Below are 23927 nucleotides of genomic sequence, written 5' to 3' on the forward strand. Positions count from 1 at the left end.
ATGTGACTACATAATATTTTACAACCTATCGACACCCTAAAATTTTTTAAATCCGAAATAATTGATACATACTTATTCAAGCAAAAAAAGGTCATTGTAACAATGACCTTTGCCACTCATTTATTTACAACCTTTTTAACTATTCTTTGGTTTGTTTGCTGGAAAATTAAAAGCTTTAAAAACTTCTAAATGCACTCCAGTAATTTGCCCTTCTATAAAATCGATAAATTTATTAATCTCCATATCAGGTGCCTTTGAATTAAGAGTGAAATCATAAGAAACAATGGCTTTAGTATCATCAATGTCATAGTATGTTAGATTAAATTTCGGATGATTTTCTACTCCTTTGACTAGTTCATCAAAAAAGTCTTTAATTGAAAAACCATACACCTTTGGTCCTTCTCTCTCTTCAACGACTTCCACTTTAAGTTTCATATCTTCAATTTTAGTAATATTTATTTGAACCTTCTTCATAAGAGCAGTTTTTGGTTCACCATAATTTACAAGTGCATACGTAGTATTTAATTCAAGTTGTCTTAAATCCATTTTCATCGCTGCATCTCTTGATAAAAATACTCTCATAATTATATCCCCCTTCTAAAGTATTTCATGAAATAAACACAAGATATATAAGCATATTTTGCATTACTACCAAACATGTTGTTATTATTTTAGCCAAGAAAACCCTTACTCAAAGAACGCAAAGTGAGACGGCAGAAGATGGATTAACTTGGTATAAGCAATGGCAGGATGCCCTCTTTATTGTTCAACAGATAGTAAATTGTTACTTGACAATTTGTCATGATCACTTCACTACACATCGAATGTATGTTCAGTTTATAATACACATATATCGAAATGGAGGTGAAACAAATGATTATCAATAAAGCATATAAATTTCGTATCTATCCAAATAAAGAACAAGCGAGCCTAATCAATAAAACGATTGGTTGTTCCCGTTTTGTATTTAATCATTTCCTATCTCTATGGGATAACGCATACCAAGAGACAGGGAAAGGTTTGACATATGGTACATGCTCTGCCAAACTTCCTGCTATGAAAAAAAAGTTTGTTTGGCTAAAAGAAGTCGATAGTATTGCGATTCAGTCATCCGTTCGCAACCTTGCGGATGCTTATACACGTTTTTTCAAAAAACAAAACAGTGCTCCGCGCTTTAAATCTAAGAAGAACAACGTACAATCTTATACCACAAAACAAACTAATGAAAACATTGCTGTTGTAGGAAACAAAATAAAGTTACCGAAACTAGGTCTTATTCGATTTGCCAAAAGTCGCGAAGTAAAGGGACGCATTGTAAACGCTACAGTTAGACGGAACCCTTCTGGTAGATACTTTGTGTCATTGTTAGTTGAAACAGAAATACAAGAACTTCCGAAAACACATTCTTACATCGGAATAGATGTGGGACTAAAAGATTTCACCATTTTGTCAGATGGAAAAACCTATAAAAATCCAAAGTTTTTTCGCTTATTAGAAGATAAGTTAGCGAAAGCACAGCTTGTTCTTTCTAGAAGAACGAAAGGATCTACTCGTTGGAATAAACAGCAAGTAAAGGTAGCTAGACTTCATGAATACATTTCAAATGCCAGAAAAGATTACTTGGATAAAATCTCAACTGAAATCATCAAAAACCACGATGTTATCGGTATAGAGGATTTGCAAGTATCGAATATGTTAAAGAATCATAAATTAGCAAAAGCAATTAGTGAGGTTTCCTGGTCACAGTTTCGAACCATGTTGGAATATAAAGCAAAATGGTACGGCAAACAAGTCATTGTCGTATCGAAAACATTTGCTTCCAGCCAATTATGTTCTAGTTGTGGATACCAAAACAAAGACGTTAAAAATCTAAACCTACGTGAATGGGACTGTCCCTCTTGTCATACACACCATGATAGGGATATTAACGCAAGTATCAATATAAAGAATGAAGCGATAAGACTTCTAACCGCAAGGACTGCGGGGTTAGCCTAATAAATTAGCGTTCGATAGAACTCACTACTTAGGAATCCCCCACTCTTAAACGAATTGACAGTGGAGGAAGTTCAAATTCTATAGATATACAATCATTTCGTAATTCATTAATAATATCCCTTTTAATACTAGTTATTATAATCAAAGTTTATACAGCTATTACCGTATAGCAACCATTTATTAACATAATTTTATCATGTTATGTTGTACAACATCAAACTACATTTCTGAAAAGTCTATTTAATCCAAAAATTAAAAATAAACTATTACCATATGGCAACCCTTTATGTTAATATAAAACAAAGGTATTACATTACTTCACTTTTTTATGTCTATTAAGGAGAAAGAATGCGAATGAATATAACACCGGAACTCAAGAAATGGCTCACACAAGAGCTCATGATAACTAAAGATGTCGCTGCGCTTCTTGGAGTTTCTAATGCACGAGTTAAAACTCTGGTTAAAGACGGCCGTTTAATCCCTATTAAGTCTGAAGAAAAATGTACTATTTTCCTTCGTTCTGAGGTTGTTATATTAAAAGAAGAGTTGAGAATTAACCGATCAAAGTTTATGAAAAAGGATCCAAAAGATAAATAATATGATTAGACAAGGAGGATAAAAAATGAACAATACAATTCAAAAATTGGTTGATAAAGACGCTAAGAAACTAGGTGCGAAAATACTAGTATTAAAACTCAAAAAAAATAACCAACCTACAAAATCACGTGTGTTAATTAAAGTGAAATATTCCAATTGCATCGAAGTACATTTGCGAGACAATTTACACTCCACTACAAATGTTTCAATTTTAGAGAGTATCAATGATGTACAAGAACAAATAATCTCAGCTTTAGGTATTCATGATATTAGACTAAAATTTTTACAAGATTCCCGCTGGTTTTTATATGGTCATGATGGTACGATCCGTGAATTTTGCTATGGAGAATTAGAACCAATCAATTTAGATTCAGGCCACTTAGACCAAGACTTCTTAAAACTCACCCTAGACTCTGCTCCAGATATTACTTTTGATGTAAGTATCCCTAAGAAACAAAAAAAGAACATCATTAACAATAAACACCATCAACTTGAATTCCATCTCATCTAATTTAGCCAAAATAATATATTTTCATTTACAACCATGTTAAGGAAGTGATTTTTTGAAATCCCTTAAAGACCTTTTTAAAAGGAATACCAGACCGCAATTTCCTATTCAAGATACTAAAGCACTTTCCTCCAAAGAAGTTGATTATTTAATTTTAGATTTAAGAATTAAAAATGATGATAGAAAAAAATTGTATCTCCCAAAGCCTGTTAAAGAATTCGGGGATTTGATTACTGAAAAATTAGTAAACAATTTAATGTATGGTATCCAATTTAGCGAACTAGAGATAAAGATCTTAAATGGGTTTTATCGTGACGTAGATGTTTCTTTTATTGAATTTCTATTGTTAACCGATTTAATTCAATATGAGGAGCCTAATAAAGTAATAGGAGACTTACAAACACAAGGTTACTCTTATATAGAGGGCATTGGATATTTACGTTTTAGAAATTATTATCAAACTAATTAGCAGTTTTTAGGAGGATATATATAATGACTGAAGTTAAATACTTAAAAAGCATGCAAACAAGTTTCGGTAAAGAAGTAATCAAATTTACACCTCAGATTCCTGAAAGAACATATTTTACTCGGTCCTGCGAGCATCTCCTTTCTGTATTAGTATTTATATCATGAGTGAAATATTTGTAAATGACTTTCTTTATTAAATGAATTTAATACCTGGGAAGAGCTTAATGAAAAATTACATGCAGCTTCTAATCCAGACTTTAATGCTGTTCTTGAAAATGATGCACTTTTCGACTTGAGTCCAAATTGGAAAGAAAATGATTATGTACAACGTTCAATAGCAATGGAAGAGGCAAAGCAACGTTTAGAATTACTAGAAAAAGCAGCATTATAATAATCTATTTAACAGAAGGAAGGTTTTAATTGAAAATAATTAGTTGCGAATTCAATAAGCTGTATATCAACCTAGACATTGCTTTAAGTCCAGAAGAATTTCAAGAATCTGATCAAACACTGCAGCTGAATGTAATCCATAAGGTGAAGAATATTTTACATTCTTTTGGACATTCAAATATGGAAATTCCCAATATGAAGTTTGGTAAATTTAATCGTATCGATGATGACTCTTTACTATGTACAATACGATTTGAAGAAAATCAATTAGTGTACCAAACAATAGATGAAAATATTCATAGTTAGTTTATCCTGCAATCCAAAATAATTTTAATAGGAGCTTTTTTATGGAGAATCAAGATTTTTCGAAACTTCTCGTTATTACTAAACAATGGCTAGAAGCAGCTGAATGTTTAAATGAGGATGGTTCAATTAATATAGAGAAACTAAAGAGTTTAACAGCTGGGCAAACCTATATGATTGATGAAGCTTCTTTTTTATAAGGAGGAGTAACAGTGCGATTTACACCTTACGAAAAATTGAAACAGCGTATTAAATTAGCAGAATCATATTTAACTAAAGAACAAGACGTAGATTAATAAAATAGTTTGATCAGAAAGGAGAATTTTTTATAATGAACATTTGAGAAATAAATGACAAATTTTTCAAAGAAATGATAGAACAATACAATAAAAATGACGATGATGAAAACGCTAGGGAATGCAAAGAATTCTATAAAATGTTAAAGGCTCAAAGACAAGGTCTAGATGAAGACAATAAACATATTATTAGTGAGCTTATTAAGTAACTTTTACTATGTAAAAAATATTTATCAAGATCTAATAAATAATATATATATCTCCAAACAACATTAGCTGAAAGGAATGTTTATTGATGAATTTGACCTATAAAGGTATTAATAAACGGGGTCAATCCGAATGGATCGAATCAGATTTAGAAGAAGTTATTGAAGAATGGCAAATGATCCGTTACAGGTCATTTGTGGAATCTTTACAAGAAAACATTGGTCGTAAGTTGACGAAAGATGAATTGCGAACAGTTTTATGGTTATCGGCGTTCGAGCAAAATTCGATTAACAATATCGTAAGTATCGTAAGTTCTGCTCATGAACATGGAAAAAATACAAAGTGATTCGCATTCTATCAATAAAAGGAATTTGCCATTTGCGAACAAATAGTTTTCATTAAGAAAGGAATATATTTCATGGAAAACACCTTAACTTTATGGTTAGTAAAATTAGGAGAATTGTTTTATGCTGGTGGATTGCACAGAATACCATACGATGAAACCTCATTTAGTTTTGAATTTGTAAAAGATGAAGAAGTAGCCTTTCTCTTTATAGATAAAGATTTAGCCAAACGGATTGCTAAAAAATGTGGTGGTGGTGTTATTGATAAAGATATTACTTCCCATGAATATACTCAATTAACCATTAAGCACGAACGTTATATAGCAAGCGAAAAAGATTGGAGACTAGAACAAGAAAAAGTTATCCAAAAAGATTTCTAAATAATTTAAATATAAAATAAAAAAGAGAACAGAATTCCATCTGTTCTCTTTACATTTATTTGATACAACCTTTTTCTCTCAAACTAACAAATCTATGTTCACCGATTATCACATGATCGAGTAACTCTATCCCTAATATTTTCCCACACTCTGCCAATCGTTTAGTAACCTCTCGATCTTCGGGGGATGGATAGGGGTCTCCGCTAACGTGATTGTGAAAACACGCAATTGAAGCGGCATTATTGAGTATGGCAGTTCGAAATGTTTCACGTGGATGAATAATAGCACAATTCAATGCACCTTGTGATACAATACTACAGCCAATAACTTCATTCTTAGTATTCAAGTTAAATACCCCAAAAACTTCATGTGGTATTTCATCTGCACACAGTACAACTCTAGCAAGAATATTTAAATCATCTGGACTAGTAATTCTTTTTCTTTCAATATCATAAATCTTATTGCTTTCCTTAACAAGTTTTACTGATTGTATCATTATTCGCTTTCCCATTATATTTCTCCTCCCAAAAGAGCAACTTTTTATTTTTTATTTGCTTATATAAACAGGTTAGTATTTACATTTTATATTTGGACCTTCACTCCAAATGCTCTCAAAACATTAATGATATCTTTTGCCTTAAGATGAATTTTGGTATTCGGCTCACACACACCTAATTCAAACAGTGTAAATAGCGTATTATCTCCTACATCTTTAACTATGACTTGTTTTGACTTTAAGTAGTTTTGAAAATGTTGTAGCTGATTTAAAGTAAGAATTATAGGTACTTTTGAGACATTTGATTTTTCATCTACAAAATAGATTTTTAAAATCATGTCCCCAGCACTCATCTCCTCAATTATTCGAAATTCATCGTTTACTTTATCCTTTTTTTCTTTTTCAAGATTTTCAAATACCTGTTCTAAATGATTTAAAAGCACACTCGTTTCCTTAGAAACAACTTTCATATTAATTCTCCTCTCAATTTGTTTAATTTGTAATTCTATAAATCACAATTGATTATCCAAGCAATGGATAGAATTAGTTTCTCCCCCCTATTCACTTTTCCTAAATCCATTCCTAAAATGCAAAAAGCCTTTCAGGATTACATCGTTATTAGACATGCGAACGTAATGTACGCAATGCGTTAATAATGAGTAAACCCGAAAGGCTTAGATTAGTTATGGATTAAAAAAATATAAAAAAGATATGTTACCATTATATAGTAAATAGAATTTTCAAACAATATTTTTCAATAGATTCATTTAATCATAAGGTATCATTTTCATATTTTTCTTAATGGTTGATTTAACAATTAGATCTTGACCTACTATTAAACATGGATACTTTAATGTGTTACTTTTCATATATATATGATTTTTGTTTTTAAGTATAATTTTTGCATTATATACGGAAGCTTCTATACATTCTGCTTCTTCATTTCGGTTATTAAAGGCATCACTTGCATGGTCTGTTATGATTATTTTTCTTTTTTTGTTAAAGATAATCACGCGCTTTTTTTTCAATTTCTTCAACCAATTTAATTGAAAGGTCATAATTAAAATCGTCTATGAGTGTACCCATGGCCATTACAAATGGCACAATTCCCTTTTTCTTAATAAAATTATCAATTTTCTTCTCTGCATCCTTTGAAATAATACCAACCCTTTGTGCAATCATATCTTTAATCTCTTGTATATCTGTTTGATCTTGTGTTTTCCCCGTATATATTTGTTCAATTTTTAAATGTAAGGTTGAGAATGACAGACTATCCTGGGTAACATCTATTATTTTGACGTCTTCGATTATATCCCCGATTCGTAAAAAATCTTCAATACGTTTAACATACATATTTTGAAACTTTGTAATATGCAATAAATCTTTCCCTTTATTTTCATCCTGAATTTGCACAAAAACTCCATATTTCAATACATTTTCAACCTTAACTGTAACTGTTGTATTTTTCTTATACAAATCAGTGTAAGGTTTCGGCAACAAAGTTGTTTCTTCTATATATCTAGCGATGTTCTTATCTAGCGTACCCTTATTTGACACATATCCTCACTCCTTTATATAGAGAAATAATAAAGTGTGTTACAGATTATAAAGGTGTTATAACTGATTAACTAATTAAAACCTTGGATAATACCTTTATTATGACAAATCACTTTATTAAACATATACATATATATATATCAAATATCATTTTCTTCTACACTTCTTATAAATCCTTTAAAAGAATACTTACTAAACTAATAATGGATAACTGTTACCATTTCTGTAAACTCTCCTTCCCCATATACCAGAACTTTATAGTAATGATACTTCTTCCTGTAATACCCTACAGTAAACAACGCTGCTACTGTTAAAACTAAAAAAGAACCCTTAAGAGTTGCTGTATACATATCTATAAAGCCTTTTATAAGTAGTGCATCTAAAGCCATTAAAACCATTACAGACACAATTAATTTATATTTGTATCTTACAAATAATTTTTGAGACCGATTTGAATTGACCATTTTTACCAGCTCCATATCCTTTATTACACTAAACGGACCGTTACCCGCTTTGCTTTTAACCACAAAAAGCTGCTTCAGCATATTTACCTGAAGCAGCTCTTGTTATCTCAAAAATGGTAATGGTGCTTGCTGAATTCCGTTTTGAGTTGAGATATAAAAAGATTTTGCAAATCCCTCACTGTGAATGCATTCGTCTATTAAAAGCATTATAGGAATCTTTCGTAAGTCTAACATTAGCTCCTTTCTAACATGTTCTGCTAAAGCAAGATTAGATATTGATAATATAAAAATTCCTGGTAAACTCTTCGTGTTTTCGAAATTCAATAAATTATTTGGTCCATTTTGAATTTGCTCTTCCCAAATTTTCAATCGCGATTTTAAATGTTGTGCATACCGCTGACCTTGTTGTACCCTTTCAAATATGAAGTTTTGATTTCCAATCGGAGTTTTAATTTCTCCAACAGCAATTGGATTATAACCAGTACCAGTACCTTGTAACTTCGGATACCAGCACCAGTTTTTTAATAGTTGTTGCCCTATTGCAAACTCATATTTTATTTGATTCATAGTGACGAATCTTTGTACCCCCGCTACTCCAAGTTTTAACCACTGTTCTGGCTTCAAAGAATAGTTTGTGTTGCGATTATGGTAAGCCCACATCATTAAATGACCAGCAGTATTTAATGTAATTGGAGCAGAAGTTTTGGGTTGATCCGGAAATAGCCCAGATTTTATCTCCCATCGACTAACAAATCCATACAGTACCAGTTTTTTCAACGATTCTGAAACCTGTGACCTACTAATTTTAGATTCCACAAAATTTTTGATTTGTGCTTCAGTAATCGCTAATGAATCCCAAATAAGCTTTAGTATTAAGTTATCTTTTTCATTTATAAAACCTGAATTAATCCTGTCATAAATACTACGTAAATCTGTGAGTGGTTTGAATTTATCTGGAAGAATTGGTCCCCCTTGCAAAGAGGGGTCATCCCAAAGTGATAAAGATTGGTCCCTATTAAGCCAATATTGAACCGCCTTTCCATTCTCTTGTACGGAAACCTGCGGCGCACTCATTAGTTATATAAAAACGCCGTTGGGTCGTTAACTTTTTTGCGTCCAAAAGGAAACTTGAAGATAACCCCCGACCCTCTCTCTTTTTCTACATCCACATTCACAATTCTCATACTAACTACTTCATCCAATACTGGCTGTTCGATTGTTTTAGGGACAATTCCTTTAATTGTGCAGCCTTGGTCCAATTCAACAAAAACTCCAAAACGCGGGTCAACATTTACTACCCTTCCAACAATTGTATCTCCTTCAGCTAATTCAGATAATAACTGATAAGGATTTTCCACTGCTGCTTTTCTAGAAACGTGGATTAATCGTTGCTCTGGATTGAATTGTAGAACCTTTACTGGGATACGTTCACCAATAGGTGCATAACGATCCACAGCATTTTTATACACTCTTCCATAGTTTAGTTCATGTAATTTCATGAAACATTCGGCACCATTGATGCGTAAGAATATAGTTGGAACCTGAGCATTCATATTATATCCAGTTACTTCTGCTTCGTAGGTTGGCTCTTGCAGTCTTTCATTTTGTTCCAATTCTATTAACTCACGAATTAAAGCATCTGCAGATCGTCTACTTGCTTCTTTTACTGAAACCTGAACTTTATTTACATCCAGTTCATCAGACATTTGAGTAATTACTACGTTAAAAATATTACCTGTGAATTGTGTAATACTTCTAAAAGAATAATCTGAGAAGTCCTCTTTTTTACAAATACCTATAATCTTTCCGTTTTCAAGGGCGAACTCAGCATATTCAGTATCTGGATCGTCTTTATCTTGTCTTTTAACCGTTCTCAATACTGCTTGAATTGGCTCTTTATATCTACGTAGTCCCTGTAGCTTTTCATAAGTTTTTGAATCCATAAAAATATCTCCTCTCTCTTGTTCAATATTTATAAAGTTCAAAAATAATACTTCTACTTGAATTATTGTTACTTTTAGCTAAGAAACTAAGCTTTTTAGAAATATTTTCTGTAATTTATAATTGTGCTATTTTTCATATTTATAATCTCTATTATTTTTTCATTATTTTCAAAAGGTGAAACTAAGCAAGAAGCAATAGAAGTTGTAAACGACATTGTTACTGATCCTAATAGGAAGACACTATTAATCGTTGCTGTGGTATTTGTAATTGGAGGAATATTTATTGTTGGTAGTATTGTAAATAATGGCTGTGAACCAAATACACATCCAAGTATGCGAGACGATTGTGAACCTTTAGGAAGTGCTCATTATGGTGGAGAATGAGATACAGGTGGTCTTTTTGGAGAAGCAAAATATGTCTATAATAAAACTGATGGATCGGATAATGAATAATATACATAAAGAAAAGGCGCCCATATAAGGGTGCCTTTTCCAATAGTTTTTTTAGCAGAAGCAACTGCATCCGATAATGATTAATAAAATAAACAATACAACTAATAAAGCAAATCCTCCAGCGAAACCGCAGCCTTCGCCGCAACTACCACCATATCCCATAACAATAGTGCCTCCTTTAGCTCAGAGGGAAAAACTAGGGTTCATTCCATGTGATTTAATGGATTCACATTACCTTATGTATTTAAGAATGAATTGAGCAGGTCCTTTTGAAAATAAAGAAAAGACACCCTAAGGTGCCTTCCTCCGACTTGAACCATCTTAATTTTAATAATATGTATTGGAATCCCATTCAATTATTATTTTACCATGTTAAATTGTTTTATTCATTGATAAAAAAAGAAAAGCACTTTTTTGGAGTGCCCATTACTTATCGCAAGCGATCCCATCGCCATCTTTGTCTAATTTCTTGCTATATCCAGGTTCTCCTTGTTTAATTGGAGCTTTACCGGCTTTTTTCACTTGCGTACAATTTTCGTACACCACATTATTTTGTTCTGATTGTTTTTGTTGTTCCTCAGGCTGACTTGCTGGAGTAGTAGTCTGTTTTTGTTCTTCCTTATAATTCCTTACATCATCAATTACCACTTGATTATTAGATGAATCTACAATTTTAACCACAATGTCATCTTTGCTAGCAATATTGGCTTCTTTTCCATAAGCTCTGAATGCTGTACCTCTATACCTTTCGTATGGTCCAGCAGATGTTTTAAAAGTGGACACAGACAACTCTTTGTCTACCTTATCGTGTTTTGCATATGCATCCAAATCGAAAGCCAAAGTAATTAATTTCCCATCATCACTAATAGCTACCATAGGATTAACACCATCAATCTTCTTATAGGTTTCTGTTAATTTCTTTTGAGTATCATCTTTAAATTTATTAATTTTATCTGGTTTCTTATCAACTGGTTGTTCTACCGGCTTCGGTTCAACTTGTTTTTCTTCCTTTACAGGGGCTATTTTTGTAGTGACAGCAGGTTTCACTTCTTTTTTTGGCTCTTCTTTCTTTCCAGTAACCGTATTAAGGATAGAAACAACAATGACCAGGTAAATTAAAGAAGCAAGCACCATTTTCGCTTTATTACCAGAGCGGAATCCAAGTATCTTTTGATACCATTTACGCTCAGTTTTATGTATTTCAATATCTGTATAGCTTTTAATCAAGCTTTCTATTTCTTTTCCAGATCCATTTGGAATAAAGGCGAAAGTATCTTTTATCCCCTTGAACTCAAAGTTAGATTTAATAGCGTAGTGATCAATAAACACATCAGTATAGTCATTGAAATGATGTGTAGAGATACTAACTACATCCTTTGCATCTCTATCGTAAGTGAATGTTTGAATGTGTTCTTTTGAAACCGCAGCGTACCCTGTTTTAATTCCCCCAAGAGCAACAGTTACGATAATAGGGGTAATTCCATATTCTTTTTGATACTTAGCAGCTATAGCTTGTTTAGCAAGTTCTAATTCACTTGGCTGTTTTTCTTTTTTCTTTTTCCCCATGACTTTACTCCCCTTCAAAATGTAAGATTTACAGCAAGCATAACAAAAATAGTTACAACTATATTGTCATATTTTGTCGGAGAAAAATAAAAAAAAGGACCAATTAGTCCTGTTGGTAGGATTGGTAAAAATATGTAAAATTTCACCTCTTCCCTTTGGAAATGATTTCTTTTATGATGAAATCATTTCACAGTATATCCTTGTTGTTTTGCAACATTTTCACGTACAATGAAACTTGTTTTGCAAAACGGCATTGCTGACGTCCGTCTAGCTTCTCATAAGCTCTTTGGATGTCGTTGCAAAATTTAAAACTTATTGCTAATCATAAAGAAAAGACACCCAAAGGTGCCTTTTACGCTGTAACAAATTTAAATACATAGTACATAAAAAATAACAAAGATAGACTTGCTAATCTGCCAGCAATTGATTCTTTTATAAATTTCATAAGTATCACTTTGACAATCAATGCTAAAAATAACGGTATAAACAGTAACATAGCAAGTTTGATAGCTAAGTCGTTTATAGTTGGATTAAACGCTTCAAAGTTAATAATGATATTCACTTATCCCTCTTTTTTATCTATTTATATTTATAATTAGATTTATATTGTTTTGACTAATAAAGAGACGTTAATTTGAGAACCATTTATTTTTGGATTATAAGAGTACTCTCACATTTACGACAAGCAATCTTCTCTTCTTTAAAAATGAATAGATTTTCAGCATCACATTCTGGGCATACAACTGCAAATGGTGTTTTTATATTTTTATAGCATAGGAAAGAAAAGAATGCCATGATTAGAGCAGGTATAATAAGCATCATAATTAAGAATAGGCCCGCAAACAAGCCTGTAATTATGGAAAGTGGTTTCATTAGTTTTCTACCTACGGAGTTTACTTGATTATCCTTTTTACGAAAAGCAGTAACAAGGTAAGTTTGGGTTTCTTTTATTGGCTCAAATGCATTTACCGTATTGTAATCTTGTTCATCCATAGTGGGATAGGAAGTGTTTGGTCCTTGATACCCTCGTTGTATATAATAGTTGTTTGACTCAGCTATTCGTGGTGTATACGAGATTCCAGTTCCAGGTACATAAGTTGTTGTTCTTGATTCAGGTGAAATAGAGTTCCCTCCCATACCTGTGTATGTAAAGTTAATTTTCACACCCGGGGAAAACTGGATAATTCTACGAAATTTATAACCCATAATATTGTATCCTCTCTATCTAATTAATAGAATTATTTACTAATTATAACAAATTTTTAGTGTTTTACATTAAAATATTTAGTTATAATGTATTAATATAATATAAATATTTAAATTAAATAATTCAAGGCGTTTTATGAGTCCTTTTTTATAAAAAAAGACACCCAAAGGTGCCTTCCGACTTGAACCACTTTAATTTTAATAATATATATTGGACTCCCATCAAAATATTATTTTACCATATTTATTATCTATTTTATTAAATTATTACTGGGCCTCTTGCTCACCTTTAGCTTTCATTTGTTTTTCATATACATATTTTGCTGTTGAAAAATCAGTAGGAAAATCACGTAGTGCCTTATTTATAATATTTAATTCTTCTTGCGATTTAATTTCAATGTTATTTAAATAGTCAAATGCTTTGGATTGTTTATTTGCAACATAATTTTGAGTAGAATAATCATCTGGGAAGTCTTTCTTAGCTTTTTCTTTAACCTTATTCATAGCTTCTGTTTTGTCGATGTTCTTTACTGGGTTCGCTAATGTTCCAGTAGTTTGTTCTGGTTTAGGTACTTCTTTCTTTTCCGGTTGAGACTCCGGCTTTACGTCTTCTTTTTTAGGCTGTTCTTGCGGTTTAGGTGTTTCTTGACTCGGCTGTGTAGTTTTTTGAAGTGACCTAGTTTGCTCTTTTTCATAGGAGTCTACTTTAGATTTCAACTCTTTGATTTGTGTTTTTAATTCTTGCTGTTCATTAAAGTGTTGATCGATAAGTTTATCCATATCTTTTTGTGAATACTTAGGTTTCATATCTTCTGATTTGGAATCTTTAAAAATAGCTACGGAAGCAATGATAGCTACTAGTACAGCGATAATTCCAATGATTAGTTTTTTATTCATTTATGTTCCTCCTAAAATACAATAATATCATTATATAACAATTAAGCATTTATAGGTAGAAAAAAAGACACCCAAAGGTGCCTTCCTCCGACTTGAATCACTTTAATTTTAATAATATGCATTTGGACTTTCATCCAAATAATATTTTACCATATTAAGTTATATTGGTGATTGAGAAATATGAATTGAATCTATTATTTTACTTTTAAGCTCTTTTCGTATTCTTTAGCTTCTTCAACATTTTTAAATGTTTTTAAATCGAATATCTTTTCTCCATCAATACATACAACTAATACTCCATCTTGCGCTTGAAGAACACTACCTACATTACCTTTTCCGAGTGAAATACTGAAGGGATTCTCTACATTTAATGATTTCTTTTTAGCAAGATAATCTTTAAATGGCATACCAATGGATAGTTCGTCTTTTAAGCCTTTAATAGTGTTACCAGAAGTAGTTGTTGGTTGTTCCTTTTTTGTAGCCTCTTCTTGCTGTTTGCGTTGCTTTTCAGCCGTCACTTGTTCAGCTTTCTTCGCTTTCTCAGCTTCCTTTTGTGCTTCTTGCTCAGCTTTAGATTCTTTGGAAGTACTTGCTGTCTCGTTAGATGAACATGCTGCTAATCCCATAAATAAAGCGAAACAAGTAAGTGTTGTTAATAGTTTTTTGTTCATAGTATGTATCCCCCAGCGTTTAAAATGTAAGATTTACCTGAACTATCATAACAAATATAATCACAACTATTTTGTTATATTATGTCGAAATGAAAAAAAGACACCCTAAAGTGCCTTCCTCCGACTTGAACCATCTTAATTTTAATAATATGTATTGGATCCCCATCCGAATATTATTTCACCGTATTTATCCATATCTTCAATTAGAAAAAAAGAACAGTATAGTATCTTATTACTGTTTGTTCATAGCCTTTATCTGTTCTTCATAAACATATTTAGTAGTCATGAAGTCATTAGGGAAGTCGTTGATCACTTTCTTCATAACGTTTAGTTCTTCCTGAGATTTGAGGTCAATACCATTTAGATAATCAAACGCCTTAGATTGTTCATCTGCTACATAATTCTGTGTCATGTAATCATCTGGGAAGTCTTTCTTTGCTTTTTCTTTGACGGCATTCATAGCAGCTGTTTTATCGATATTTTTTATAGGATTTGTAAATCCCGATGCAGATTGTTGAACATCTTGTTTAGGTTGTTCTTTCTTTTCTGATTGAGCTTGAATATCTTGTTTAGGCTGTTCCTTCTTTTCTGGTTGAACTTGAACATCTTGTTTGGGTTGTTTTTGTTTTATTTCTTTTTTTGGTTCGGTTGGAGTTGTTGTAGCTTCTTCTTTGGTGTTTTTTCCGCCAACAACAACAATTACGACAACGGCAATGATAAACCAAAACCACCACTTTGTATAAAATGAGTTTTGCATAATTCGTTTCCTCCGATTATAGGGAATGTAGAATTTCTCCTCCAAGCATAACAAATCCAGTAATAACTGTTTTGTTGTATCATGTCGAAGAAAATAAAAAAAGAGAGCAATAGCTCTCACTCTCAATTAATAGCAACCAAAGATGCTTCAATGATGTATCGCTCAGGTGCATCTCCAATATAGTTAAATGGATAACATGTAGTTAGTGTTAATGTTGGTGTATCTCTTGCGATAATTACGGTACGATCATTCGCATCTGTAATCCAGTGTTTTTGAATTTGATAGATATATATTTTTTTATCATACTCAACTAAAATATAGTCATTTTCTTGTAAATCTCCTAAATTAGTAAATACCGTATCACGATGTCCACTTAAAACAGTATGTCCATTTCCAGAAGGAGTGGTTGTAATGTCACTAACAAACATTCCTACCCCTTTTTTTAAAGTTTTAGCATCCGCACCCCAGTAAACTTGATATTTCTGTTTAGTTTTCGGTATCACCATGTAGGCAATTTGTTCTCCCATTTGATGTTGAACTTGAGAAGCTGGAATCTGTTTTGGTGATTCTGGTAATGGTTCACTAGTATTTGTAAAATTAGGTTCTTGATTTGGTAGACTATGTTGTGATTGTTCTTTGTTTGATTCATTTTTGACATCTTTTTTATCATTAGTAACAGGTTGTATATTTTTATATTGTTGAATTTCAGTACTTGTTAAGGCTTCAACAGTTTTTCTTGCGTCATACCAATCTATAAAGTAATAAACAAAAGTAAAAGAGCCGATAGTAATTAATAAAGCTCCTAACCAAACAAGTTTGTTCAAACTTATCACTCCACATTAAAAACGACAGGAATATTCCTGCCGTTTTTAGATATTAGTTTAGGCATTCGTTTTTTTACGACGGAATACAAGAACTGAACCTGCTAATACTAGAGCAGCGCTTGCTAGCATCATCGTAACACCGTTTGATGCTGTATTAGGTAATTTTTCACCTTGTTTTTTTGTTTCATTCTTTACAGCTGTTTGTTTAGTTTGCTCTTGTTTATTGTTAGTTGCTTGGTTGTTTTGTTGTGTATTTTCTTGTTTTACAGGTTCTTTTTTAGTACCTTCCTGTTTAACTGGTTCTTGTGGTTTTGTTTCATCCTTTTTAGTAGTTTGTTTGCTAGCTACAAATTGATCGTAGTCCCCTTTTTTCACTTCACAAGGTAAGCCATCATTGTCACGATCTAAGTCATGAGGATCGTTAGTTGCACTGTATCCATTGCTGTGCCAGAATTCCATAACCTCCTGTTTGTTTTTAAAGTGACCGCAATCTTTGTCGTTTGGATTTTTTTCTGCAAATGCAGCAGAACTGTACCCCACTGTTAATAGTGTTACCGCTGTTGCTGAAACTAATAATTTTTTCATGATTTTCCCCATCTCCCTAAATGGTATGTATTTACATCGGAAATTTTCACATTTAAAAACTTTAAAATATAATAATATTGTGTAGATAAATGTAAGATTTCTATATGATAATAGCAAACTATTTATTCGCATGTTGTCATATTATGTCGAAGGTAAATAAAAAAAGACACCCTAAGGTGCCTTTCCCCGACTTGAACCACTTTAATTTTAATAATATGTATTGGACTCCCATCCAATTATTATTTTACCATTTTTATTATCTATTTTATTAAATTATTACTGGGCCTCTTGCTCACCTTTAGCTTTCATTTGTCTTTCGTATACATATTTTGCTGTTGAAAAATCAGTAGGAAAATCACGTAAAATAATTTATATTAGGTAAATTCCATAAAGAAAAGACACCCTAAGGTGCCTTCCTCCGGCTTGAACCATCTCAAATTCAATAATAAATATTGATATTTTTATATATGTGAATTAAAATCGCAATGTCTAAAAATTGAGGAGGCTTATATGAAAAATCCATTCTACTCGAGACGTAAGTTTCGCTGTATTGCTGTAGTTTGTATATTTGCTTTTACCCAGGCATTAATTTTAAACTGCGGCTTACACTTTCTAGGGTTTGTACCTTACATCATATTATTTTGTTCACCTGTGTACTTTATATTTAAGTGTAAGAAAGAAAAAAATAAGTGTGTTGAATTAGTATGCAATCAATATAATCAAGAAAGATTCGCAGAGATGGAGGTATACCATCCAAATTTAGAATGGGGATTTCTTGTTTTAACAAAGCAAGCGCTGTTCTTTGTTCCTAAAAAAGGGGGTATCTGGTCTATTAATTTAGACGAAATATCTCGTTATGGAATGGATGGTATTGGGACTGGAGTATTCAATTCAACAACTTCGTCACTTACTGGGGACACTACTACAAGAGAAGATGTAAATCGTATATTTTATGTGTATAAGGGTAAAGAGTGTTACTATTGGTATACTAACAAAAATGAATTAATGTTTGAAAATATGCAGATATTATTTGGAACACATACTAGTCAATTAAAAAGTAATTACTAAGTGAATTTAATGCAAATGCAATTATATATAATTAATTTTGTATTTTGATTTAAATTATTTTTTATATTTCCCCCTCAGAAATGAGGGGTTTTTGAGCTATATCTTTTCGGAAAATAATAAAAAAGACACCCTAAGGTGCCTTCCTCCGACTTGAACCACTTTAATAATATGTATTGGACTCCCATCTGATTTCCACTTCACCATAAAAAATGTAATCATTTTGATTTAAAATTACATTTTATGAACTTCACCAGTATTAGAATTCACATTGAACCAACCATAAGTTGCTGTATGTCCGCCTTCTTCGTCTGACACAATTTGATATACATGTATGACATACTCTTCACCTTCAACGCCTTCGTATTGGCAGTAAACTTTAGAATTGTTGGTAATGTTTAAAGTTTTTCTAACTTTGTTTTCTGCATCTATAGGAGAGAGCTTTTGTTTGCTGCTTTGAGCGGTTTGCTTTTGCTGTTCTTTTGCTTGTTGCTCTTTTGCTTGTTGTTGCTTCTTTTGCTCCGCTGCTTTTTTCTGCTCTTCTTGTCGTTTTTCTTCTTCCACTGCTGCATTTTTCTCTTTTTCCAGCTTCTCTAACTGTTCCGTTACCTTTTGATTTTGTTCCGTGAACATCTTATCTGAAGTTGTTTCTTGTTGTACTTTTGTCAATATTACCTTTGATTCATCAAATTTCTTTTCGCTTAGAAGGTCTTGAGCTGTTTGTAATTCTTTATTGTAATTCTCACGTTTATCTTTATATTGAGTAAGTGTTTCTTTCTCCTTCTTCGCCTCATTTTTCACCGTCTCTAAACCGTCTTTCATGGTTAAAACTTGGTCGAATAACTTAATTGCATTGTCGATGTCGAGTTTTTCTTTTGCGATCAGCGCTTTTTCCATTTTGAATGCTTGCTTTTGCAAAGTTTGAACTTCCTCGTCCTTTTTTTCTTTTAATGCAATTTCAAATGAAGCATTTGCATTTGTATATTCCTTATTTGCCAGTGCCAATTTCCCCTGTTCTACCGCTTTATCGAATGTTTCGTTACTGCAACCGAATAATAAGGTTGCAATTAATAAAATAGAAAAACTCGTCAAGAATTTTTTCAAATTTCTCCCGCCTTTTTATATGTATTTTCCTTATATAAGGATAAATAAATTAAATGTCGATGATTCGCTGCATCTTCTTTTTCTTCGCAGCCAGTCATCATAATCATAGCTAGCAATAGACTATATGCAGCGAAATACTGTTTTTAAACTTCGTAAAAATCTTATGTTTCAACATGGCGTATCCTCCCTGATTGTATGATTCCAATGAAATCATTTAATATTATAATATTTTTATATAAAATGAACCATATCATTTTATTAAAAAATGTGATGTATGTAAAAAGACACCCTAAGGTGCCTTTCTTCAACTTATCCCCCCTTAAAATCAGTTGTTATCTACATAATTGAAGAGATAAAACACCCCTACATTAGTAATTACTTCACGTCCCTATTTTAAGTTTACAAAATTCCGAAAATTCCCTCTTGTAAAAAATAAAAAGAGGGGAATTTTTTTATTAATCTACATGTTAAGTGTGTACAAATCCTAAGGCATACGATCTTTTAAATCTGCTAAAGGTATAAGCTTGTCGACAAGCCATAATTTCTTATTTCCATCATAGATAAGATTTATTTGCATTAATGACATATTATCAGATGAAACACCATTAACTGTAATTTTACTTTTCACTTTTGCCAATACATTTGCTTTTGTAGTATCCAAAAATGCATAATACAACTCGCCACCTGTGTATTCAGATTGAAATGAAACTTTCTTCTTTTCTTTCTCATCTCCAGTTCCAGGAGCAGATTGCGTTGGTCCACCTGGTGGTGTTAATTCTTTCTTTGCATTTGGTGTTATATATGCATCGATATTAGCAAGGTAAGATTCGCCTTTACCTGTATCATAAGTACGGAAAGCTTTAAGAAATCGTTCTGCAGCTTCCTTTACTTGTTGTTGGTTATTACTCTTTAGAGCTGACAATTCTTTTTTCGTATCGGTGTATTGTGCCTCCACCTTTTCCACTTTTTTCGCTAATTTTATATTATCTGATTTAAGTTTCTCATTATCAGATTGATATTTTATTAAAAACCCTACACTAGCTATTAATAAAATTGCTATTATAATGGTGATTTTCTTCATGATTTACCTCCTTTTCGCAGTTTCATAAGTTGCTAGGTGTTACATGCATTATTATCTAACTACACGACCATATCCCGCAAAATGCTGTTGAAAATAAGGTTTACTTAAATCAGCATAACCAATTGGATCACCAGCATGATACATTGTATTATTTCCTACATAAATACCAACATGTGTAATGTAGTTACTTGTAGCATAAGTGCTATGGAAAAATACTAAATCTCCTGGCTTTGGATCTGTAACACGTTGGGTTTTATCCCATTGGGTTTGTGCAGTACCAAATAAATTAATACCAACCCTTGAATAGGTATACTCAACAATTCCACTACAGTCAAATGATGTATTTGGTGTTCGCCCTCCAAAAACATATGGCCATCCTTGATACTTTAGTGCTTCTGCCATAATTGCTTGGAATACATCATCACCTAAAACACTACCACCAGCAATTCCACCAGAACCACCAGGGGTTTGACCAGGTTGATAGTATCTCATAATATGTGGGACATAATCGGGATCACCATAGCACCAATTATTAGCTACAGCCTCCGCACTTCTCCACGAACCACATTTATAACCATTTTTAGCTGATTGCTCTGCAGAAAATGCCCTTGCATTCTCGTGAGTATATCCACCTTTCGAAACTGCATAGTTAGCGTAGCCAGTTCCATAGTTATAACATTGTAATGTAATATTTTGATCACCATTGGATTTTTTATGACAATCGGCAAAATGCATTAAACCATATTTTATACTTTCCTCTGGATCAGTAAAATACCCCGGGGGATGCCCTTGTGATTCCGAGCTTTGCATTACATCTAATTGTGTTCCAGAACTTTCTTGCTGAATAAGAGCTAATATTAATGGGGTCATTGCTTCAATACCATGCTGTGCCGCATATTTCCTTACCAATGGCTCCCATCTCATTACTTCAGGACTAACACTAGCAGTACCCGGAGCAAAAGGACCACCAATTCCTCCAGGACTGACTTCATCTTCACCCATTGTAGCAGTTAATAAAAATATCACTATACCTAAACCCGCAACAGCAGCCAGAATCACACCGGCTATTATTAATAATGGTTTTGCAACAGCAACTGTAGCTGCCTTTTGAGCTACTTTAACTGCTACTTTCTTCCCTACTTGTGCAACTGCTTTACCCGCTACTTTTGTACCTTTACCAGCCGCCTTCCCTAAAGAATGGCCTGCCTTTTTCAAGGCAGGCTTAGCATTCCCTAGTTCAGCTTCAGGATGATGTTCATTTTCAAAGTCGCGATTTGGTTCCGCACTCAATGTATAAACCCTCCCTCACGAGCTGAATTATTTTGGTTTTATTGTTTCTTTCGCTTTTACATTTTTTAAAGCTTCTTGTTGTGTTTGTGCTTTCGTTTCAACTTTTTTAATTGCCGCTCCATCTTTTACCTGTTGCTGATTATTCTCTTTAGGAACATTCTTAATTTGTTGTGGATTAACCGGTTTTACCTCTACTTGTTTTTGTGGAGTACTTACATGTGAAGTAGTAACTGGTTTACTTTGAATTGGATTCGCTGGTGTTGGTGTTGTTCCTGACTGTGATGTTATGGCTGGCTTGCTCTCTATCGGATTTGCTGGCAATGGTGTTGTTCCTGACTGTGGTGTTATGGTTGGCTTGCTCTCTATCGGATTTGCTGGCAATGGTGTTGTTCCTGACTGTGGTGTTATAATTGGCTTACTCTCTATCGGATCTGTTGGCAATGGTGTTGTTCCTGACTGTGGTGTTATAATTGGCTTACTCTCTATCGGATCTGCTGGCAATGGTGTTGTTCTTGACTGTGGTGTTATAATTGGCTTATCATCAGTTGACTTAGTTTGACCCGTTGGTGTTTTAATTGCCGCTACTGGTTTAACATCCGCTTTTATATCTTCTTGCTTATTCTCGAGACCACCATTATTTTGAGTCGCAGCCGGTTTGATTTGAGTTTTTACATCTTCTTCTTTATTACCTAGTTCCTCATTTAATGGTGCTACTGGTTTAACATCCGCTTTTACATCTTCTTCTTTATCTTTTAGTTCTGCTTGTGGTATTTCAGGATCATTACCTTCATGATTCCCTCGTACTGCCAATTCTGGATTCTCTTTAGTTGCGGCTACTTCTTCCTTAACCCTTTCCTGCTCTTGATTACCTTTTCTATCGCGAACACCTAAATTTTCTTCTTTTTTCATTTGATTTATATTTTTTTCTTTTTCTGCTTGCATTTGTTCTTTTTCCTTGCGTTTACCATCTGCTACCTTTTCTTTTCTATCTGCATAGTTTTCTTTCAACTGTTTAAACTTACTATAGCCTGATTTCCCAATTTTCCCTGCTGTTACAGCACTCGCACCAGCTAATGCTACACCTTTTCCAATATCCTTAGACCCTTGTTTAACATCACTATATTTCTTCCTTATATTACTCATAGCATCTGAAGCTCTTGCTGCTCCTGCACTTGCTGGTACCGTAGTAATAGCATCGAAAATTGTTTTACGGTATAACCAAACACCTAAGAACGAAAGTATTTGTAATGTAGCTACAACTAGGTATCCATATTTGTCGGTAGCACTGAATAGAATCGATGATACCCAAAACATTAATGTTACCAAGAAACCAATAGCGACCTTCATAAGTAGTGTTCTAAACAGTTCAGCTAAGAATTTTTTAGCTGTCCCAGTCCATGCAGGTACTAAAGCCATCAATAACATTACTGGTGACATTAGCGCTACAATGATAAACATTAATTGGTAGAACAACATCGCCATACTACATAAACCTAAGACAACCCATAATGGTCCATTGATTAAGAAAAGTAATGCTACTAAAGCCCCACGCTCGAAAGTAGCATCCAAAGTTAATGTCGTATTTTTCTTCTGCTCTACTTCCTCTTTTAATAGCTCCTGCCTTTCATCAGGATTTGTCGTTGTTAGCATTTTCTTAATTCTTTCATCACCGATTTTCTTCATATCTGTTGTACCAAACTGTAATAACGTATAAGGTTGTTTGATTAATAGAGTGTGCGTTAAATCAGTGATAGAATCGACACCACTTGAATATCCTTCACTTGCTCCACTAATACTTTGAGTGGAATCAAGAACAGTTTTATTTACTTGTTCAGAGAAAGTGTTCAGTCCTTTGATAATATAACTTGCATTTGCGAAAAAAGCTAAAGTGAAAACTAAAATACCTAATGTCTTTAACAATCCTCCTAGCATCTCTGACTGGCGTCGTTGTACAAAACCTACCCAGATAACCCAGCAGGCTAATAAAGCTAACATGAGTCCAATTAATTCACTATATATTCCATTACCCCAAGAACCATTGAACCCTGCAGCTTTAGAGATTACATCACCTAACTTATCTCCCACATCAGCTACTATATTTAAACTCATTGATTGGCCTACCATACTAGTCACAAAATTACTAACTGCAAGATTAATAGTCCATCCAATACTAAATAATATAAAAATAGTTGCTACAATTTGTTCTTTAATATTGTCTTTCCATTTCCAAAATTTAAGAGATTCTCCAAACCCACCTTCTGGGTTATAAACATCAATTCCATAGCTACTTGGTGGGTATTCCTCATATTTTAATTTCTCTTTATTTTTAGGAATAATGTCGTCTATAAGTGAAGGTCTTGGCTCTTCATCTGCATAGACTGGTGCAGCTTTAAAAAGTAAATTAAATGCTAAAAGAAATGTACAAACCAATAACAATAGGGTGATAAACTTTTTCATTACATGTTACTCCCCCTTTATGG

28 protein-coding genes and 2 pseudogenes are annotated in these 23927 nt (G+C 32.9%); 9 read left to right on the forward strand and 21 right to left on the reverse strand.

Going from position 1 to position 23927, the window contains the following annotated elements; all coding sequences use genetic code 11:
- Positions 1–135 precede the first annotated feature (135 nt).
- Complete coding sequence (locus MKY38_RS26775; RefSeq protein WP_137072384.1) at positions 136–582, reverse strand: hypothetical protein; 447 nt, start codon at positions 580–582, stop codon at positions 136–138.
- 291 nt (positions 583–873) lie between these two features.
- On the opposite strand from MKY38_RS26775, the gene tnpB reads away from it, so the two are divergent.
- The 7 genes from tnpB (at position 874) to MKY38_RS26810 (ending at position 5488) form a co-directional block, all read left to right on the forward strand.
- A complete protein-coding gene (tnpB, locus tag MKY38_RS26780) occupies positions 874–1995 on the forward strand; it encodes an IS200/IS605 family element RNA-guided endonuclease TnpB (RefSeq protein ID WP_341050506.1) in 1122 nt (373 codons plus the stop codon).
- Between the two features lie 354 nt (positions 1996–2349).
- A complete protein-coding gene (locus MKY38_RS26785; protein ID WP_001027914.1) occupies positions 2350–2592 on the forward strand; it encodes a helix-turn-helix transcriptional regulator in 243 nt (80 codons plus the stop codon).
- 25 nt (positions 2593–2617) lie between these two features.
- A complete protein-coding gene (locus MKY38_RS26790) occupies positions 2618–3103 on the forward strand; it encodes a hypothetical protein (RefSeq protein ID WP_137072386.1) in 486 nt (161 codons plus the stop codon).
- A gap of 52 nt (positions 3104–3155) precedes the next feature.
- On the forward strand, positions 3156–3569 hold the full coding sequence (locus tag MKY38_RS26795) for a hypothetical protein (protein WP_137072388.1): 414 nt from the start codon (positions 3156–3158) through the stop codon (positions 3567–3569).
- A gap of 736 nt (positions 3570–4305) precedes the next feature.
- On the forward strand, positions 4306–4461 hold the full coding sequence (locus tag MKY38_RS26800) for a hypothetical protein (RefSeq protein WP_170965426.1): 156 nt from the start codon (positions 4306–4308) through the stop codon (positions 4459–4461).
- A 391-nt stretch (positions 4462–4852) separates the two neighbouring features.
- Positions 4853–5110, forward strand: a complete 258-nt coding sequence (locus tag MKY38_RS26805; RefSeq protein WP_137072390.1) for a hypothetical protein — start codon at positions 4853–4855, stop codon at positions 5108–5110.
- Between the two features lie 72 nt (positions 5111–5182).
- Entirely contained in the window at positions 5183–5488 is a 306-nt protein-coding gene (locus tag MKY38_RS26810; RefSeq protein WP_098562744.1) for a hypothetical protein, read from the forward strand.
- Between the two features lie 55 nt (positions 5489–5543).
- Here MKY38_RS26810 and MKY38_RS26815 read toward each other — a convergent pair whose 3' ends face one another.
- The 6 genes from MKY38_RS26815 to MKY38_RS26840 all read right to left on the reverse strand — a co-directional run bounded on the left by MKY38_RS26815 (position 5544) and on the right by MKY38_RS26840 (position 9948).
- Positions 5544–5999 (reverse strand): JAB domain-containing protein, encoded by a 456-nt coding sequence (locus MKY38_RS26815; protein WP_098128221.1) that lies wholly within the window; start codon positions 5997–5999, stop codon positions 5544–5546.
- A gap of 71 nt (positions 6000–6070) precedes the next feature.
- Complete coding sequence (locus tag MKY38_RS26820) at positions 6071–6454, reverse strand: hypothetical protein (protein WP_086390146.1); 384 nt, start codon at positions 6452–6454, stop codon at positions 6071–6073.
- 529 nt (positions 6455–6983) lie between these two features.
- The gene (locus MKY38_RS26825; RefSeq protein WP_137072393.1) at positions 6984–7541 is read right to left on the reverse strand and encodes an RNA-binding protein; all 558 of its coding nucleotides are present in this window, start codon (positions 7539–7541) and stop codon (positions 6984–6986) included.
- A gap of 197 nt (positions 7542–7738) precedes the next feature.
- Positions 7739–8086: a hypothetical protein gene (locus tag MKY38_RS26830; RefSeq protein WP_341050517.1), complete on the reverse strand. Its 348-nt coding sequence runs from the start codon at positions 8084–8086 to the stop codon at positions 7739–7741.
- Positions 8087–8107: 21 nt separating this feature from the next.
- Positions 8108–9079 carry a hypothetical protein gene (locus tag MKY38_RS26835; RefSeq protein WP_065212539.1) on the reverse strand — a complete coding sequence of 324 codons (972 nt, stop codon included), beginning with the start codon at positions 9077–9079 and terminating at the stop codon, positions 8108–8110.
- Complete coding sequence (locus MKY38_RS26840) at positions 9079–9948, reverse strand: RNA-binding protein (RefSeq protein WP_137072395.1); 870 nt, start codon at positions 9946–9948, stop codon at positions 9079–9081. The genes MKY38_RS26835 and MKY38_RS26840 overlap by 1 nt, the downstream gene beginning before the upstream one ends.
- 123 nt (positions 9949–10071) lie before the next feature.
- Here MKY38_RS26840 and MKY38_RS26845 point away from each other — a divergent pair.
- A pseudogene (locus MKY38_RS26845) lies at positions 10072–10401 on the forward strand (hypothetical protein).
- A 51-nt stretch (positions 10402–10452) separates the two neighbouring features.
- Here the strand turns inward: MKY38_RS26845 and MKY38_RS26850 are convergent.
- The 10 genes and pseudogenes from MKY38_RS26850 to MKY38_RS26895 form a co-directional block, all read right to left on the reverse strand.
- Positions 10453–10563 (reverse strand): YjcZ family sporulation protein, encoded by a 111-nt coding sequence (locus tag MKY38_RS26850; RefSeq protein ID WP_000540371.1) that lies wholly within the window; start codon positions 10561–10563, stop codon positions 10453–10455.
- 264 nt (positions 10564–10827) lie between these two features.
- The gene (locus tag MKY38_RS26855) at positions 10828–11967 is read right to left on the reverse strand and encodes an excalibur calcium-binding domain-containing protein (RefSeq protein WP_137072884.1); all 1140 of its coding nucleotides are present in this window, start codon (positions 11965–11967) and stop codon (positions 10828–10830) included.
- A gap of 187 nt (positions 11968–12154) precedes the next feature.
- Positions 12155–12265, reverse strand: a pseudogene (locus tag MKY38_RS26860) (XRE family transcriptional regulator); the annotation flags it as partial.
- Between the two features lie 54 nt (positions 12266–12319).
- Positions 12320–12529, reverse strand: a complete 210-nt coding sequence (locus tag MKY38_RS26865) for a hypothetical protein (protein ID WP_137072882.1) — start codon at positions 12527–12529, stop codon at positions 12320–12322.
- A gap of 83 nt (positions 12530–12612) precedes the next feature.
- The gene (locus tag MKY38_RS26870) at positions 12613–13173 is read right to left on the reverse strand and encodes a DUF4236 domain-containing protein (RefSeq protein WP_137072880.1); all 561 of its coding nucleotides are present in this window, start codon (positions 13171–13173) and stop codon (positions 12613–12615) included.
- Between the two features lie 267 nt (positions 13174–13440).
- The gene (locus MKY38_RS26875; protein WP_341050524.1) at positions 13441–14070 is read right to left on the reverse strand and encodes a hypothetical protein; all 630 of its coding nucleotides are present in this window, start codon (positions 14068–14070) and stop codon (positions 13441–13443) included.
- A 194-nt stretch (positions 14071–14264) separates the two neighbouring features.
- Positions 14265–14741 carry a hypothetical protein gene (locus MKY38_RS26880; RefSeq protein WP_137072888.1) on the reverse strand — a complete coding sequence of 159 codons (477 nt, stop codon included), beginning with the start codon at positions 14739–14741 and terminating at the stop codon, positions 14265–14267.
- Positions 14742–14973: 232 nt separating this feature from the next.
- A complete protein-coding gene (locus MKY38_RS26885; RefSeq protein WP_137072892.1) occupies positions 14974–15498 on the reverse strand; it encodes a hypothetical protein in 525 nt (174 codons plus the stop codon).
- Positions 15499–15620: 122 nt separating this feature from the next.
- On the reverse strand, positions 15621–16322 hold the full coding sequence (locus MKY38_RS26890; protein ID WP_065212551.1) for a class D sortase: 702 nt from the start codon (positions 16320–16322) through the stop codon (positions 15621–15623).
- A gap of 57 nt (positions 16323–16379) precedes the next feature.
- Positions 16380–16907 (reverse strand): excalibur calcium-binding domain-containing protein, encoded by a 528-nt coding sequence (locus MKY38_RS26895; protein WP_137072890.1) that lies wholly within the window; start codon positions 16905–16907, stop codon positions 16380–16382.
- A 510-nt stretch (positions 16908–17417) separates the two neighbouring features.
- Between MKY38_RS26895 and MKY38_RS26900 the strand changes: the two genes are divergently transcribed.
- Positions 17418–17975, forward strand: a complete 558-nt coding sequence (locus MKY38_RS26900; RefSeq protein ID WP_098562633.1) for a hypothetical protein — start codon at positions 17418–17420, stop codon at positions 17973–17975.
- A gap of 231 nt (positions 17976–18206) precedes the next feature.
- On the opposite strand, the gene MKY38_RS26905 is transcribed toward MKY38_RS26900, so the two are convergent.
- From MKY38_RS26905 to MKY38_RS26920, 4 genes are all read right to left on the reverse strand, one after another.
- On the reverse strand, positions 18207–19076 hold the full coding sequence (locus MKY38_RS26905; protein ID WP_341050530.1) for a hypothetical protein: 870 nt from the start codon (positions 19074–19076) through the stop codon (positions 18207–18209).
- 484 nt (positions 19077–19560) lie between these two features.
- Entirely contained in the window at positions 19561–20157 is a 597-nt protein-coding gene (locus MKY38_RS26910; protein ID WP_025118679.1) for a hypothetical protein, read from the reverse strand.
- 51 nt (positions 20158–20208) lie between these two features.
- A complete protein-coding gene (locus MKY38_RS26915) occupies positions 20209–21447 on the reverse strand; it encodes a bifunctional lytic transglycosylase/C40 family peptidase (protein ID WP_341050534.1) in 1239 nt (412 codons plus the stop codon).
- Positions 21448–21474: 27 nt separating this feature from the next.
- Complete coding sequence (locus MKY38_RS26920) at positions 21475–23904, reverse strand: CD3337/EF1877 family mobilome membrane protein (protein ID WP_341050537.1); 2430 nt, start codon at positions 23902–23904, stop codon at positions 21475–21477.
- Positions 23905–23927 lie beyond the last annotated feature (23 nt).

The organism is Bacillus sp. FSL R5-0585 (genome assembly GCF_038004545.1).
GTDB classification, from domain to species: domain Bacteria; phylum Bacillota; class Bacilli; order Bacillales; family Bacillaceae_G; genus Bacillus_A; species Bacillus_A cereus.